At 38.1% G+C, this 14519-nt stretch carries 12 protein-coding genes; 8 read left to right on the top strand and 4 right to left on the bottom strand.

Features of this window, described 5'->3' with window-relative positions; translation table 11 throughout:
- Position 1: 1 nt before the first annotated feature.
- Together leuC and leuB are read right to left on the bottom strand one after the other, a co-directional pair.
- Complete coding sequence (gene leuC / locus FC89_RS08465) at positions 2-1378, bottom strand: 3-isopropylmalate dehydratase large subunit (protein ID WP_057872124.1); 1377 nt, start codon at positions 1376-1378, stop codon at positions 2-4.
- A 7-nt stretch (positions 1379-1385) separates the two neighbouring features.
- On the bottom strand, positions 1386-2435 hold the full coding sequence (leuB, locus tag FC89_RS08460; protein WP_057872123.1) for a 3-isopropylmalate dehydrogenase: 1050 nt from the start codon (positions 2433-2435) through the stop codon (positions 1386-1388).
- Between the two features lie 409 nt (positions 2436-2844).
- Between leuB and FC89_RS08455 the strand changes: the two genes are divergently transcribed.
- From FC89_RS08455 to FC89_RS12580, 3 genes are all read left to right on the top strand, one after another.
- Positions 2845-3882: an FIST signal transduction protein gene (locus FC89_RS08455; RefSeq protein WP_057872122.1), complete on the top strand. Its 1038-nt coding sequence runs from the start codon at positions 2845-2847 to the stop codon at positions 3880-3882.
- A gap of 10 nt (positions 3883-3892) precedes the next feature.
- Positions 3893-4876 (top strand): methyl-accepting chemotaxis protein, encoded by a 984-nt coding sequence (locus FC89_RS08450; RefSeq protein ID WP_057872121.1) that lies wholly within the window; start codon positions 3893-3895, stop codon positions 4874-4876.
- 121 nt (positions 4877-4997) lie between these two features.
- A complete protein-coding gene (locus tag FC89_RS12580) occupies positions 4998-5159 on the top strand; it encodes a hypothetical protein (RefSeq protein ID WP_157060694.1) in 162 nt (53 codons plus the stop codon).
- A gap of 81 nt (positions 5160-5240) precedes the next feature.
- On the opposite strand, the gene FC89_RS08445 is transcribed toward FC89_RS12580, so the two are convergent.
- Positions 5241-5714 (bottom strand): nucleoside 2-deoxyribosyltransferase, encoded by a 474-nt coding sequence (locus FC89_RS08445; RefSeq protein WP_057872120.1) that lies wholly within the window; start codon positions 5712-5714, stop codon positions 5241-5243.
- Positions 5715-5875: 161 nt separating this feature from the next.
- Here FC89_RS08445 and FC89_RS08440 point away from each other — a divergent pair, with 161 nt between their 5' ends.
- From FC89_RS08440 to FC89_RS08430, 3 genes are all read left to right on the top strand, one after another.
- Positions 5876-6616, top strand: a complete 741-nt coding sequence (locus FC89_RS08440) for a deoxynucleoside kinase (RefSeq protein WP_057872119.1) — start codon at positions 5876-5878, stop codon at positions 6614-6616.
- A gap of 231 nt (positions 6617-6847) precedes the next feature.
- Positions 6848-7774: a CPBP family intramembrane glutamic endopeptidase gene (locus tag FC89_RS08435; protein WP_057872118.1), complete on the top strand. Its 927-nt coding sequence runs from the start codon at positions 6848-6850 to the stop codon at positions 7772-7774.
- A 398-nt stretch (positions 7775-8172) separates the two neighbouring features.
- Positions 8173-8625, top strand: a complete 453-nt coding sequence (locus tag FC89_RS08430) for a universal stress protein (protein WP_057872117.1) — start codon at positions 8173-8175, stop codon at positions 8623-8625.
- 311 nt (positions 8626-8936) lie between these two features.
- On the opposite strand, the gene FC89_RS08425 is transcribed toward FC89_RS08430, so the two are convergent.
- Positions 8937-10019: a PTS sugar transporter subunit IIC gene (locus FC89_RS08425; protein WP_057872116.1), complete on the bottom strand. Its 1083-nt coding sequence runs from the start codon at positions 10017-10019 to the stop codon at positions 8937-8939.
- A gap of 858 nt (positions 10020-10877) precedes the next feature.
- Here FC89_RS08425 and mnmE point away from each other — a divergent pair.
- Both mnmE and mnmG read left to right on the top strand, forming a co-directional pair.
- Positions 10878-12269: a tRNA uridine-5-carboxymethylaminomethyl(34) synthesis GTPase MnmE gene (mnmE, locus tag FC89_RS08420; protein WP_057872115.1), complete on the top strand. Its 1392-nt coding sequence runs from the start codon at positions 10878-10880 to the stop codon at positions 12267-12269.
- Positions 12270-12306: 37 nt separating this feature from the next.
- Positions 12307-14214 carry a tRNA uridine-5-carboxymethylaminomethyl(34) synthesis enzyme MnmG gene (gene mnmG / locus FC89_RS08415; RefSeq protein ID WP_057872114.1) on the top strand — a complete coding sequence of 636 codons (1908 nt, stop codon included), beginning with the start codon at positions 12307-12309 and terminating at the stop codon, positions 14212-14214.
- The last annotated feature ends 305 nt before the right edge of the window (positions 14215-14519 follow it).

Below are 14519 nucleotides of genomic sequence, written 5' to 3'. Positions count from 1 at the left end.
ATTAAATTGCCTCCTTTTGGCGAATATCAATGAAATGACCATAAATAGCAGCAGCTGCGACCATTGCGGGGCTGGCTAAATGTGTGCGGGCATCTTTTCCCTGCCGTCCCTCGAAATTACGGTTGGTGGTTGAGGCACAGTGAATGCCAGCTGGAACCTTGTCGGGATTCATTGCTAAACAAGCAGAGCAACCGGGATCACGCCATTCGCAACCAGCGTCTTTGAAAATCTTATCTAACCCAAGTTTTTCAGCTGCATTTTTGACGGCTCGTGAACCAGGGACGATCCATGCAGTAACATTAGGAGCAATCTTTTTACCCTTTAAAACTTTAGCAGCTTCTTTTATATCAGCTAAGCGACCATTAGTACACGAACCGATAAAGATCCATTGAATCGGGATTTCAGTAGCTTTGCTGGCTGGGCTTAAATCCATGTAATTGTAAGCTCGTTGAATGTTCATATCGGTAATTTCCGGCAATTTTCCGGTCACTGGGACAGCCATAGCCGGATTTGTTCCCCATGAAACATATGGTGCTAATTGACTAACATCAAAGTCGATCACACGATCGTAATCACTAACATCATCGGTATAAAATTGTTGCCAATATTCAATTGCTTTTGCCATATTTTGCGGAGCATATTTCCGGCCGCGCAGATAATCAAAAGTAATTTGATCTGGGCGCATCATCCCCATTTTTGCTCCACCTTCAATTGCCATGTTACAAATGGTCATTCGATTTTCCATTGATAACTGCTGTAAAGTATCTCCAAAGAACTCAACTGCATAACCAGTACCGAAATCCACGCCATTTTGTGCAATTAAAGCCATAATGATATCTTTAGCAGCAACACCTGGTTGTAGTTGTCCATGCAGGTGAATCCCCATGGTTTTAGGTTTGAGCTGCCAAATGGTCTGGGTAGCCAAAACATGTTCAACTTCAGAAGTTCCAATTCCAAAAGCAATTGAACCAAAAGCACCATGAGTCGCGGTATGTGAGTCACCGCAAACTACAACTTGACCAGGCTGAGTCAATCCAAGCTGTGGCCCGATAACATGAACGATACCTTGATCAGCATTGCCCATATCAGCCAAGCGAATCCCAAATTCCTGACAGTTTTGCTGCAAAGTTTCAATTTGTTTGCGGGAAATTTGATCTTGAATGTTGAAAATATCTTTAGTTGGAACATTATGATCCATGGTTGCAAATGTCTTATCTGGTCGCCGGACTTGACGATGATTGATTCTTAAGCCCTCAAAAGCTTGCGGTGAGGTAACTTCGTGAACTAAGTGCAAATCAACATAAATTAATTGTGGCTGGCCAGCAGGACCGCTGATAACGTGTTTTTCCCAAAGTTTGTCAAATAATGTTTTCCCCATTTTTTATTCATCCTTTCAAATTCTTGATAATTTGTTCAGTTACTACCTGAGTAGAGGCCGTACCGCCCAAATCAGGCGGTAAAACTTTGGCAGCAATTGTTTTTTGAACTGCCTGAGCTATTTGATCAGCTAGCTGATTTTCTTGAAAAGATTCGCGCAGCATCATTTCAATACTTTGAATCATAGAAATTGGATCAGCAACTCCTTTTCCGGCAATATCAGGAGCTGAACCATGAATTGGTTCATAAAGGCTAGGACCAGTACTTCCAGAACTCATTGATGGAATTGTTCCCAGTGATCCTGTTAAAACGGAAGCCTCATCGCTTAAAATGTCACCAAATAGATTAGCAGTAATAATTACGTCGAAGAAGGTAGGCTGTGAAATGATTTTCATTGCGGCAGCGTCCACATAACAGTAATCCAAAGTAACAGTCGGATAATCACGGCTGACTTTTTCAGCAACTTGCCGCCAAAGTTTGGAGGTTGCTAGGACGTTAGCTTTATCGACGATCGTAACGTGTTGTTTTCGATGTTGGCTCATCTGGAAACCTACACGAATAATTCGTTCGATTTCTTCGGCGGTGTATGTCGAAGTATCTAGTGCTGCATCAGCGGTTTGGCTTCGTGGTTGACCAAAATAAATACCACTGGTCAACTCACGGACGATTACAAAATCAGTTCCAGCAATTACTTCTGGTTTGATGGGGGATCGTTGAGCTAAAATTGGATTAATTTTAGTTGGCCGGATGTTAGCAAATAAACCAAGTTTGTTTCTGATTTCTAATAGACCGGCTTCAGGACGCTTAGGAGCCTGATCCCATTTTGGTCCACCGATGGCACTTAATAAAATAGCATCAGCTGCTTGGCAACCTTGAATGGTTGTTTCAGGTAGCGGAGTACCAGTTTGATCGATCGCCGCTCCGCCAAAAGGATAATCAATTATTTGATATGAAAAATCACTTTCTTTAGTTGCGGCTGTAAGTACAGCTAAACCGGCTTTCATGATTTCGGGTCCAATATAATCACCACGTAAAACAGCAATTTTTTTAATACTCATAGTCAGCTTCCTTTCCGTTTATGGATACTTGATTAGAAATGATTAAAAACGATTTAGGCAAAAAGAAAAGCGCCTCATTCATTCAGAATGAGACGCTTAATGCTTACTCGAGCCCCACTCCTATAACTGCAAATAGGACTCGACTAAAATGTCAGAGTCCTCAGCTATAGTAGTAGGGCAAATACAATTGTAAAGTTTTTAGTTGTATTGACTACCATTTGAAGAACTCCCTTCGTCTTTGTTTAAAAATAATTTAACGCATTTTTAATCTTATGTCAACATTTAATTAATAAAAATTCTAAAAAACAAGAAATAAGTTTTTTAAATAAACTCAAAGAAAAATGTTTAATTTTATTGATATTAGACGATATAAAAACTGAATCAAGAATAAAAATAATAGGAGATAATGATGGAAACAATTTCATTTTCTGATGCAGATTCGATCAAACAATACGCATTAAGCCATTCTGATCAAGACTTAATCCTTTTTGGTAAGAATCAGTTAGTTGCTCAGGCAATTAAATTCATGCCTGAAAATGTTGTGCTTTGTTCTAGTGAAAGTTTAGTAACGGCAACTCAAGTTAGTCAAACGGGTTTTTCGGGATTGACCTTTGCGAGTCAGTACGCGCAACTGGTACCGATTAGCGAGCCGCCAATTTTGTCATTAACACGTTTACAGCAGGCTTATCATCGGGTCGAAACAAAACCTAATGCATTTTTATTTTTATTGTGTGATGGTTACCGAGCACATGAAGAGATGATACTAACGACTTTTTATTTTTTGAATCATCGATTTAAAATGATTGGTGGCAGTGCCGGGGACATCCAGCAGGGTAAAACATTGCTTTCATTGGGAACTCGACGGTTGACTAATTTAGCGATCTTTTTTGATCTGCCAGCTGAAGTTTCTCTTATCAAAGAAAATCTGTATTTACCGACCGGCAAGCGGATGCTGGTCACAAAAGCTGATCCGTTAAAACGGGTAGTTTATACGTTTAATGGTCGACCAGCAGCTGAAGAATATGCAAGTCAGTTGGGAATCAGTGTCGCTAAACTAGCCGACACTTTTATCAAGCATCCGTTAGGGAAAAAACTGGATAATGAGATTTACATCAATTCACCACAAAAGATTAATGCTGATCATTCGATGAGTTTCTATGCCCAAATTATTCCAAATACTTTTTTAGAAGTACTGGCTCCAGGAAACATTGAACAAATTTTAGCCCATACCCGACAGCAAATTGACCATGCCCAATTAATTTTTTCAATTCATTGTACTTTGCGTAATCAATATTTATTGCAAACGCAACAATGGCCGAAAGTTTTAAAATCACTAAATCAATCAGCAACGCAACAGTTAGGGTTTATCAGCAATGGTGAACAATTTAATTGGCAGCACTTTAATCAAACGATGGTTTTATTAGCAATTAAAGAAAAAAGGAAATGAGTGATGGAAAATGTTATTTCATACAAATCGAAAACAAATTACCAAAGCGGTGACGCAAGCTACTGAGCAGGTATCCAGTCCTAAAGACCCGGATACTTCAGAATTACTGGCAGTTCAAGCATTGGCTGGGCAAACACAGCAACAATTTAAAGAGTTGTTGGAAAAAGAAGGTGTCACGTCATTAGGCTTGAATGACCTTTCAAAAGGAAATCAGCAAACTGTCACAGAAATTGAAAATGTCTCTCAACAGGTTGTTCAAATTTCAAAAGGAAATGATCATTTAGAACAACAGATTGCTAACATGTCTGATCAACTTGATTTAACAGGGATAACGGTTGAATCTTCACAGCAAAATTTTAAACAGACTTTGGAACATTTTAATCAACTAACCAATATTTTGCTGGGATTTTCAACCATTATTACTAAACTAGGGACAGAATTTAATCAAATTGAAGCTAAAGTTAAAAATATTAATGAGATAGCTGAAAGTACATCGTTGTTAGCTTTAAATGCCTCAATTGAAGCTAGCAAGGCTAGTGAAGCAGGACGAGGATTTGCGGTAGTAGCTCGTGAAACCACGTCGCTTTCTCAAGAAACGCAATCATTTTCTAAAGAAATTTTGAATGGAATGGAACAGTTAGCTGAATTGGTTCGAGGTTTGGAGAAGCAGGTTACTCAAGGTAAAACCAGTGTCGATCAAGCCAATGAAATGGTCAATCGCTCTAACCAAGATATGGGGACGATCAGTGATGCTAAAAACAAACTGAGTCAAAAGATGAGTAGTGTTGCTGAAATTCAACAACAAAATGGGAAAGCACTTCAAAGTGCGACTAAAAGTGTTTCAGAAATTGTTACGCGAGCACAGACAGAAAATCAAAAATTAAACGAATTAGTTGAAAATATTGATCGGAAAGCCAGCCATTATAAAACAATTACGAATCATTTAGAACAATTGAATCTATTAACTGAGAAAGAAAAAAGGGAAACCGACTAAAATCTAATTTTTAAAACATTTTTTATCGTTTTATATTTACAAAAGCTAAATTTAGGTATACCTTAAAACTGTAGAAAGTTTTGAGGTTATTCAACTTAGCTACAGAAAGGAAAGCCTGTGATTGATTTCAATTGTTAATTCTTTAACGCTGATGATTCTGATAGTATTACTGGCAATTTTCATCGGAACAGTAATCGAATTAATTGCGTTTAAAGAAAAAGTTTCTGAGTTGTTGAAGAAAAGACATGCGAATGTTCGTCGAGCAGACCACCGTTTCTTTTAGCTATGTGGTTAATAGCTAATCTAAAAAGGATCATCAGCACTTTGTTGACTGACGGTCCTTTTTAGATTATATTAAACTATTTTAAAAAACTTCACGATCGGCAGGTTTAGATTTTAGCTCATCAAAATTATATGCAGCCAATTCAGTCAGTCCTTGGTGACTGGCATCAAAATAAGCTGTTAGGCTCTGAGCAATCATTAAATTCAATTTTTTCTGAGGATCAAATTGAACGACCGCAATTGGTATACGTGCCTGAAAAGCCGTGCCGATTTCAAACATAGTTCCTGAATCACCTTCATTATCGCCTTCTTCTAATTTGTAATCAAGAATGGCTACCAAAATATCAGCACGTTGAATTTGACGAATATCAGAAGCAAAAACATATTGCTGCCAAGCACGACTGCCGAAAGGCTCTTCTTCAAATTGGTGTTCTTGCGGAAGAAAAACATTTTGTGAATCGATCGTTGGATTAATTTGCAGCTTTTGTTTGACTAGCTGGATTCGCTGCTGCTGCTGGTCACTAAAGAATGGGGCGGCTAGATAAACTTTATTCAAGATAAAAAACCTCACTTTGTAAAATACTTAGGATTGGATAGTGCTAACGTTATAATACTATATTTTGGTTTAAGAGTGCTTTATTTTTAACCAACCATCTAGTAAGATGGTAGTTAGTCTGTAAAAGCAAATTAAAGATACGAAAGGGTGGAGCAATCATTTTGATTACATTATCTGGAATTATCGGCTCCGGTAAATCGAGTTTAACAGGAATTTTGGCTAAAGAATTAGGAACGAAGGCTTTTTTTGAACCAGTCGAAGATAATCCGGTATTACCGCTTTTCTATAAAGGAAATGAGATTGCGGCACAAAAACGTGCGGCGGGTGATGAAGAAGCCACTAATCCCTATGCTTATCTGTTACAAACATATTTTTTGAATCGTCGTTTTAAAATGATCAAAGAGGCGATGCAAGATGACAATAACATCCTTGATCGATCGATTTATGAAGATGAACTTTTTATGAAAATGAATACAGACTTGGGAAATGCAACTCAAGTCGAGTATCGCATCTACAAAAGTTTATTAAATAATATGATGGAAGAATTGCCATATGCGGCAAAAAAGAAATCACCGGATCTGATGATTACTATTAAGGTTTCCTACGAAACAATGATCAGCCGAATTAATAAACGCGGCCGTGAGTATGAATTAGTTAAAAATGACCCATCATTGGTAAGTTATTACCATCGCTTACTAGGTTATTATGATGAGTGGATGAAATCTTATCAGATCTCGCCACTGTTGGTTATTGATGGTGATCGTTACGACTTTGTTGGTAGTCCGACCGACCGGATTCAAGTTTTGGAGATGGTAGAAAGAAAGTTGCAAACTTTAGGCAAACTTTCGGTTGAACGGACGACGCAAATGCTGGCACGTCATCAACAGTTATTGAAGCAATAGTAAGCACAAGGACAACGATCAGTGATAGATGGTTGTGCTGGGTAATTAAGAACGATTTATTCATAATTATTACAAATTGGAAAAGTGGGGATGATCAATGATTATCTTCACTTTTTAATTATTTCCTGGGTTATTTTTTATTGGTTGGGTATTTATGGATTAATCAATAAAGGAGATTTGTCAGCTAGTTTTGAAACTATTATACTTAAGTAACCAGAATGGGGTGAATTGATGAAACTTTTTAAGAAACAGCAGCTCAATGAACGACAAAAAATCAACCGAACCATTGGAGCAACACTGATTTATTTTTTGATTTTTCAAATCAGTGCTTTAGTAATGATGGTGGTTTTAAAAAAATATGCTGGTTTTTCAAATGGATTGCTTCATCGGAGTGGTCTTCCTTATTTAGTGGCGATCGCCTTAGGATTTTTGTTTGTCATGATCATATCTTCAAAAAAAGATTGGCGGCAGTACGTGCAGCCCGGTCAGCAAAAGATGAAATTAAAAATATTTATTAGCTTATTATTGGTATTGATGACTGGTCAAATCGTGGCCAGCCTTTTAGGCCAGCTGTTAGAAGTGATTTTTCGACTTTTCGGTTTGAGTGTATTGCAGCAATTGGAAACGGCAACTCAGCATAGTCAAAGCTGGTCAATGCTGTTATATGCAGCGTTACTGGGACCGCTGATGGAGGAACTGGTTTTTCGAGGAGTGGTACTGCGCAGGTTTAGTCAAGTAAATTATCGGTTAGCAATCATTGCTTCAGCATATTTATTTGGGTTATACCATACCAACTTTGTCCAAAGCCCATTTGCTTTTCTAATTGGTTTGGTTTTAGGTTATACGGCCTTGACTTATGGTATTTTTTGGTCATTAGCATTGCATATTTTTAATAATTTTATTTTAGGTGATTTTATGTATTTTATCCTGCAATCTTTGCCGCCTTTAGTTGCTTCTGAAATCAGTGGAGCTATTTTAATGTTAGGTGGAATAGCCGGCTTAGTCGTTTTATTGTATTTTCGTCCCCAAATCCAAAGGTGGATGGATTTGCATCAAATGCCTTCGCCAGTTTTGCGGAACTTTTTTACTAATAAGTTGTTAATTACAGTGACGCTGGCCGTTGTTGTTTTGGCCAGCTTGAGTTTGAGCACAGTTTAGCCGACTTATTTAAAATTAGGACTATACTGATTATAATTGTAACTGAATCCGTTAGCATAAGCTTATAATATATTATAAGTTAGGGGGTGAAAATAAATTGAGTCCAGTGTCGAAATTAAAATATTATTACGTTTAAACCAGTCTGAATTTATCTAAGAGATAAGAAAAGATTTATTCAAAGCAATGACCGATGCCAGTATCCTTAATTGAGGCTGCCGATGTATAAAATTTAAAAACAGCAATTTAATGCTGCATCACGTTAAAAATTACGATGTCAGTGTTCACAGATGTTGATAATTAATATGCCGAGCATGTATTTTCTGTTGAGCATTAGCGAGATGGTTGATTTAGGTCAGAAGTGCGGTTGGTAAATAAAGGTAAAAGGACAGGTGGAGCAAATGGAAATAAAATATCAACGAATTCTAGTAGCTGTTGACGGATCCGCTGGAGCAGAAGCTGCTTTAAAAAAGGCAGTTAAAGTTGCTCAACGTCAGCAGGCACATTTAGATATCTTACAAGTGTTGAATTTAAACTCTTTATCTTACGATGGAAATGGTCTGTCTTTAGATGGAAAGAAAGTCTATCAAGTTGAACAGGTTAATGAAAGCTATTTGCAAAATTTAAAGCAGAAATTGATTGATGAAAAACAGCTACCAGCAGCTGAAATTACTACTCATTTGCGGTTTGGCAATCCCAAGACAGTGATCGTCAATGATTTTCAGCCAGAATATCAGAATGATTTGATTATTGTGGGTGCAACCGGCAAGAACTTTATTGAGCGATTGATTGTTGGTTCAGTGGCATCTTATGTCATTCGAGCAGCCCGATGTGATGTTTTGTTAGCACATTAAAATAGAAAAGACATTAAGAGCGATAGGTGGTCAACCATCGCTCTTAATGCTGAATATAACTAACGGCCAAATAATTACTGTTCAATTGGCTCAATCAACGATTTATGGATTTTGCTTAAATGCCGCTCTAGTTATTCAGCGGTTAAAATTTTAAGTCAAATAAAATCCTGTCTTTCGTACCCACCAGATCGAGAGCAGGTTATTGATATAGCAATTATTACTGGTTTAAGTTATATCTATCCCTAATATTAAAGCCCGTACTTTGACTGATATTAAACAATTTTCATTTTTCTGATTACTTGCGAAATCAATTAGACGATTTCCAGATGCAGTTGGTTATCTTTGATTAAGCCAGCTTTTTTCATCATACCGTAAGCCGTTAAAGAAATTACAGCTGGTAAGACAACTCCGGTGAACATATAGATTGCAAAGGGTCCCCACCCTTGAGCAGCATATGCCAACGGGGCAATGAGTGAATTCAAACCTAAGCCAGCCAGTTTATAAGTAGAACGGAAACTAAACAAAATTGTCGCTACTGGAGCACAAACAATTGCTGAGAGTAATGAAGGAACCAGCAATAATGGGTTAACCAGCAAATTTGGAAATTGAACTTTAGGTGTCATTATTCCTTGTGCGATGTTAGCTCCTAAATTATTTTGCCGGAAAGACATTACGGTGAAAGCCACGAATTGTGATGTTGTTCCAATTAAAGCGGCAGCTGAAGAAATCGGATCAAGCGTTAAAGCAATTGCCAAAGCAGCTGATGAAGCTGGTGTCATTAAGAATAAGGCCCAAACGAGTGAAACGGAGATCGAGCCGACTAATGGGTTGATCTGCATTGTTTTGGCAATAAAAGCACTCACATTCAACAGCAAAGGTGTCGTAACAGCTGCTAAGCCTAATCCGGCAATTCCACCGACCAGAGTAGCTCCCAAAGGAACCAGCATCATATCTAATGGTGTTTTACCAGTTAGATATTTTCCAACTAAAGCGGCGATCAACCCAGCTAAAACCGCACTGACCGGCTGACCAGTGGCAAAAACGGCACTTCCAGCTGTTTGCATCAATGATGATCCGGTAGCGGTCGTCCCATTAACTGCGGCAGCAGTAAAATGAACGGCATTTGCACCAACAGTTGAAGCAATCATAGAACTGAAAATAACTAATGAATTAGTTTCCAGTTGTGAGGCAATTGCAACTCCTAGTGCCGGAGCCAGTAGATCGTTAGCCATTGTCCCAACTTGATAAAGTGCATTCCAGTGGACAAAAGAAGCAAGTGTCTGCAATAATAATCCAATTCCCAGTGTTACCAAAATAGCATTTGCGATAGCTGCACAGATACGATAAGTATATTCTTTAACGGTTGTGGTGTGAGCAGTAGCTGTATTTTCCATTAAACGAATCCCCCTTGTTAAGTTAACAGAATTAAATTGATTTATTTGATTTAATTAAGCTGATCCCCTATTACCAGTTGATTAAGTCAGAATAATTACGGCATAAAAATTGATTAAGCAAGTAATTGGAAAATGATCCCTCCTTTAAAACGATTATTAAATTGAAATGCTAAGTGAGAGAATAATTAAAAAGCACCCATCGTTTTAACTTAAAACGATGGGTGCTGCTAAATAGAAAAAACCATCGCTCCAAGTTTTTGCTTAGCGCGATGGTTTTCAATGTCAATGCAGTTTAACTAGCCGAGACATTGAGTAGCACATCGCGCGTGCTAATAATGACTAGGCTCACTAGATATTGAACTGCGTTAGTATTGTTATTGTTCAAATACATTCGAGATACAGGCGACATGCTGCTCAACCTCCTTTAATAAAATTCAACTTGATAATCGTTACTCATTATTATAGCTACCAAAATTAAAATTGCAAGCTTTTTTTAATAAAAATCACATTTTAGTGAAAAATTTTCAAAAAAAGTTTTGTTTACATACCTTTACGATAGAACAAAGCTGGTTTTCAGTAGGAATCAGTTTGTGAATGGAAACTAAACTGAAAATCAACTAGTTGCCCATTTAAACTAAATCTTCGTATTTGATCAATTGGAATTTTGACTGATGACTTCCGGGAATGGACTGATTTTGGTCAGTTGACAATTGATAGAATTGCCAGTATATTAAAGACAATCATTCTTATCTTAACCGATGAAGTAGTCAAAGTGCTTTATCCATGCTATTGTTTTTCAGCATGGAGTGGCGCTTTTTTTATTGTCTAAAGTTGGATTTTCAGGAGGATAGAATATTCATGAAAATGGTTACGGAATTTGATACGATTGCAGCTATCTCAACACCGCCTGGTGAGGGAGCTATTTCGATTGTCCGTTTAAGCGGCGATCAAGCTGTTGCGGTTGTTCAAAAAATTTTTGCGGGGCGCGATCTGACGAAAGTGGCTAGCCATACCATCAATTATGGTCATATTATTGACCCAGCAACTAAACAAGAAGTTGATGAAGTTATGGTTTCGGTGATGCGAGCGCCTAAGACATTTACTAGAGAAGATATTATTGAAATCAATTGTCATGGTGGAATTGTACCCACTAATAAAATTTTGCAGTTAGTTTTAAGCAATGGGGCTCGTTTGGCTGAGCCAGGTGAATTTACTAAGCGGGCGTTTTTACATGGGCGGATCGATCTATCCCAAGCAGAAGCCGTGATGGACTTGATTCGTGCGAAAACGGATCGTTCAATGAAAGTAGCGTTAAATCAGTTAGATGGAAACCTAGGGCATTTAATTAAGCATTTGCGCCAAGATATTTTGGATGTATTAGCTCAAGTTGAGGTCAATATTGATTATCCTGAATATGATGATGTAGAGACCCTGACAACTAAAATGCTGCAAGAAAAAGCAATTGAAGTCAAACAGCGAATCAAACAGTTGTTAACGACTGCTCAGCAGGGGAAGATTTTGCGAGAAGGACTAGCAACGGCAATTATTGGTCGGCCGAACGTCGGCAAATCTAGTCTGTTAAATCATCTTTTGCATGAAGATAAAGCGATTGTTACCGATGTTGCCGGCACGACCCGTGATGTAATTGAAGAGTACGTTAATGTTCGCGGAGTGCCATTAAAGCTGATCGATACAGCAGGTATTCGACAAACGGAAGATAAAGTTGAAAAAATTGGTGTTGAACGCTCTAAAAAAGCAATTGAGCAAGCTGATTTGGTAATGGTTATTTTAAACAATAGTGAACCATTAACTAAAGAGGATCGGCAATTACTGGAATTAACTGCAGCTAAAAAAAGACTGATTATTTTAAACAAAGCTGATTTGCCAAGTAAGCTGGAACTTAAACAGGTTCAGCAGCTAGTTAGTCAGCAGACAAAAATTCTGCAGGCGTCGGTCTTAAAAAATCAGGGACTTGATCAGCTTGAACAAGCAATTGCTGATTTGTTTTTTGGAGGAATCGAAAATAGTCAGACAACCATCATGGTAACTAATGCACGGCACATTGCTTTGTTGCGACAGGCTGAAGCGGCTTTGGATGATGTTTTACGTGGTATTAAACAAGGGATGCCAGTTGATTTAGTTCAGATTGACATGACAAACTGTTGGGATTTATTAGGTGAGATAACTGGTGACAGCTATCAAGATGAATTATTAGATCAATTATTCAGTCAATTTTGTTTGGGTAAATAGCTTTAAATCAGAATAGGAAAATTTAGGAGAATTAAGAATGGAAGTCAAAGAATATCAAGGGAAAGATTATGATGTAATTGTTGTCGGAGCTGGTCATGCCGGCTGTGAAGCCGCTCTGGCAGCTGCCCGGATGGGTAATGAAACATTACTAATTACGATTAATTTGGAAATGGTTGCTTTTATGCCTTGCAATCCGTCAATTGGTGGGCCGGCTAAAGGGATCGTGGTTCGCGAAGTTGATGCTTTAGGTGGTGAAATGGGCCGAAACATTGACAAGACGTACGTTCAAATGCGGATGCTAAATACTGGGAAAGGCCCAGCTGTTCGTGCTTTGCGGGCTCAAGCTGACAAACGAATGTATTCAATTGAAATGAAGCATACCTTGGAACGGCAGGCACATTTGACTTTGCGGCAGGCAATTGTTGATAATTTGATTGTTGAAGATCAGGTAGTTAAAGGTGTGATTACTAATACTGGAGCTCGTTACAAAGCTAAAAGTGTGGTGTTGACTACCGGAACTGCAGCTCGTGGTAAGATTATTATTGGTGAATTGATGTATTCTTCGGGCCCCAATAATACACAACCGGCAAAGAAGCTGTCAGGTAATTTAGAAAAACTTGGTTTTGAACTGAAACGTTTCAAGACTGGAACCCCACCACGAGTTGACGGCAATACAATTGACTATGACCAAACACAAGAACAACCGGGTGATCAAAAGCCAAATCATTTCAGTTTTGAAAGTAAAGATGCTGATTATTTGCCGTCAGATCAGCAACTGCCTTGCTGGTTGACTTACACTAATGAGAAAACACATCAGATTATTCGTGATAATTTAGATCGAGCTCCGATGTTTTCAGGTGTAATTGAAGGGGTTGGTCCGCGTTATTGCCCATCAATTGAAGACAAGATCGTCCGTTTCGCCGATAAACCACGGCACCAGATTTTCATTGAACCGGAAGGTCGGGAAACAGATGAGTATTATCTCCAAGGACTATCAACGTCATTACCAGAAGAAATTCAACAGGAAATGACTCATTCAGTTCAAGGATTAGAACATGCTCAATTGATGCGTCCGGGCTATGCAATCGAATATGATATCGTTTCTCCATATCAGTTGCGCCCAACGCTAGAAACGAAGTTGGTTAAAGGGCTGTATACTGCTGGACAAACCAACGGGACTTCGGGCTATGAAGAAGCAGCCGGACAAGGCATGTTGGCCGGTATTAATGCTGGACTGCACGCTTTAGGAAAAAAAGAAGTGATTTTAAAACGCAGTGATGCTTATATTGGAGTAATGGTTGATGATTTGGTAACTAAAGGAACAAATGAACCATATCGTTTATTAACTTCAAGAGCTGAATATCGGCTGATTTTGCGGCATGATAATGCTGATCTGCGGTTGACTGAATTAGGGCATCAAATCGGGTTGATTTCAGAAGAACGCTATCAGCAATTTTTAGCTAAAAAGGCAGCGATCACCGCTGAAAAGCAACGTTTGCAAGAAATACGAATCAAACCTAACCAGCAAGTGAATGATTTCTTAGCTGAAAAGGGTGTTGCACCATTAAAAGATGGTGTGATGGCAAGTGAATTTTTGCGGCGTCCAGAAGTAACTTATGCTGATTTGCAGCGATTTATCCCAGCACCATCCCAGCCACTTGATCAAAGAGTTATTGAACAAGTTGAGATTCAATTTAAGTATGCCGGATATATTAAAAAAGAATATCATAAGGTAGAAAAGCTTAAAAAGATGGAAGCTAAGAAAATTCCTGATCGAATTGACTATGATGCGATTGAAGGACTGGCAACTGAGGCTCGGCAGAAATTGCAGAAAATTCAACCAGAGACTTTAGCTCAGGCCAGCCGCATCAGTGGGGTTAATCCGGCAGATCTATCGATTTTAGCTGTTTATATTGAACAAGGAAAAATTGCTAAAGTTAAATAAATTTTAAGTTTGCTAGTTTGATGAAGTCCAGTGGAATGACCGCTGGATTTTTTTTTATATAATAAGCCGATTAAAGCCGAATCTAAATAGTGATTGTTAATTTAATCACAATGACAAGAAAAATAATAAGATTTTTCTAACTTTGGGTAACTTTTTAGGAAGTAATAATAAGGTTGCTGGCAAAAATAGATTGTTAACAACCTAACAATCTTTTAAAACGGTTTTATTAGCGTTAGAATAGTAATGTAAGCGGTTATAGTGATTGAATTCAAATGATATTTCACAAGTACTTTATATGTTATATT

It is taken from the genome of Liquorilactobacillus ghanensis DSM 18630, from assembly GCF_001435235.1.
Classification (GTDB): Bacteria; Bacillota; Bacilli; order Lactobacillales; family Lactobacillaceae; genus Liquorilactobacillus; species Liquorilactobacillus ghanensis.
Note: the sequence above shows the minus strand (reverse complement) of the source record. Positions and strands in the feature narration are given on the sequence as shown.

What these genes read in the sequence shown, in the direction of transcription:
- leuB (WP_057872123.1), bottom strand. Translation starts at nt 2,435, where the DNA reads ATGAGTATTAAAAAAATTGCTGTTTTACGTGGTGATTATATTGGACCC.
- FC89_RS08425 (WP_057872116.1), bottom strand. Translation starts at nt 10,019, where the DNA reads ATGGAAAATACAGCTACTGCTCACACCACAACCGTTAAAGAATATACT.
- FC89_RS08430 (WP_057872117.1), top strand. Translation starts at nt 8,173, where the DNA reads ATGGAAATAAAATATCAACGAATTCTAGTAGCTGTTGACGGATCCGCT.
- leuC (WP_057872124.1), bottom strand. Translation starts at nt 1,378, where the DNA reads ATGGGGAAAACATTATTTGACAAACTTTGGGAAAAACACGTTATCAGC.
- FC89_RS08455 (WP_057872122.1), top strand. Translation starts at nt 2,845, where the DNA reads ATGGAAACAATTTCATTTTCTGATGCAGATTCGATCAAACAATACGCA.
- FC89_RS08435 (WP_057872118.1), top strand. Translation starts at nt 6,848, where the DNA reads ATGAAACTTTTTAAGAAACAGCAGCTCAATGAACGACAAAAAATCAAC.
- mnmG (WP_057872114.1), top strand. Translation starts at nt 12,307, where the DNA reads ATGGAAGTCAAAGAATATCAAGGGAAAGATTATGATGTAATTGTTGTC.
- mnmE (WP_057872115.1), top strand. Translation starts at nt 10,878, where the DNA reads ATGAAAATGGTTACGGAATTTGATACGATTGCAGCTATCTCAACACCG.
- FC89_RS08450 (WP_057872121.1), top strand. Translation starts at nt 3,893, where the DNA reads ATGTTATTTCATACAAATCGAAAACAAATTACCAAAGCGGTGACGCAA.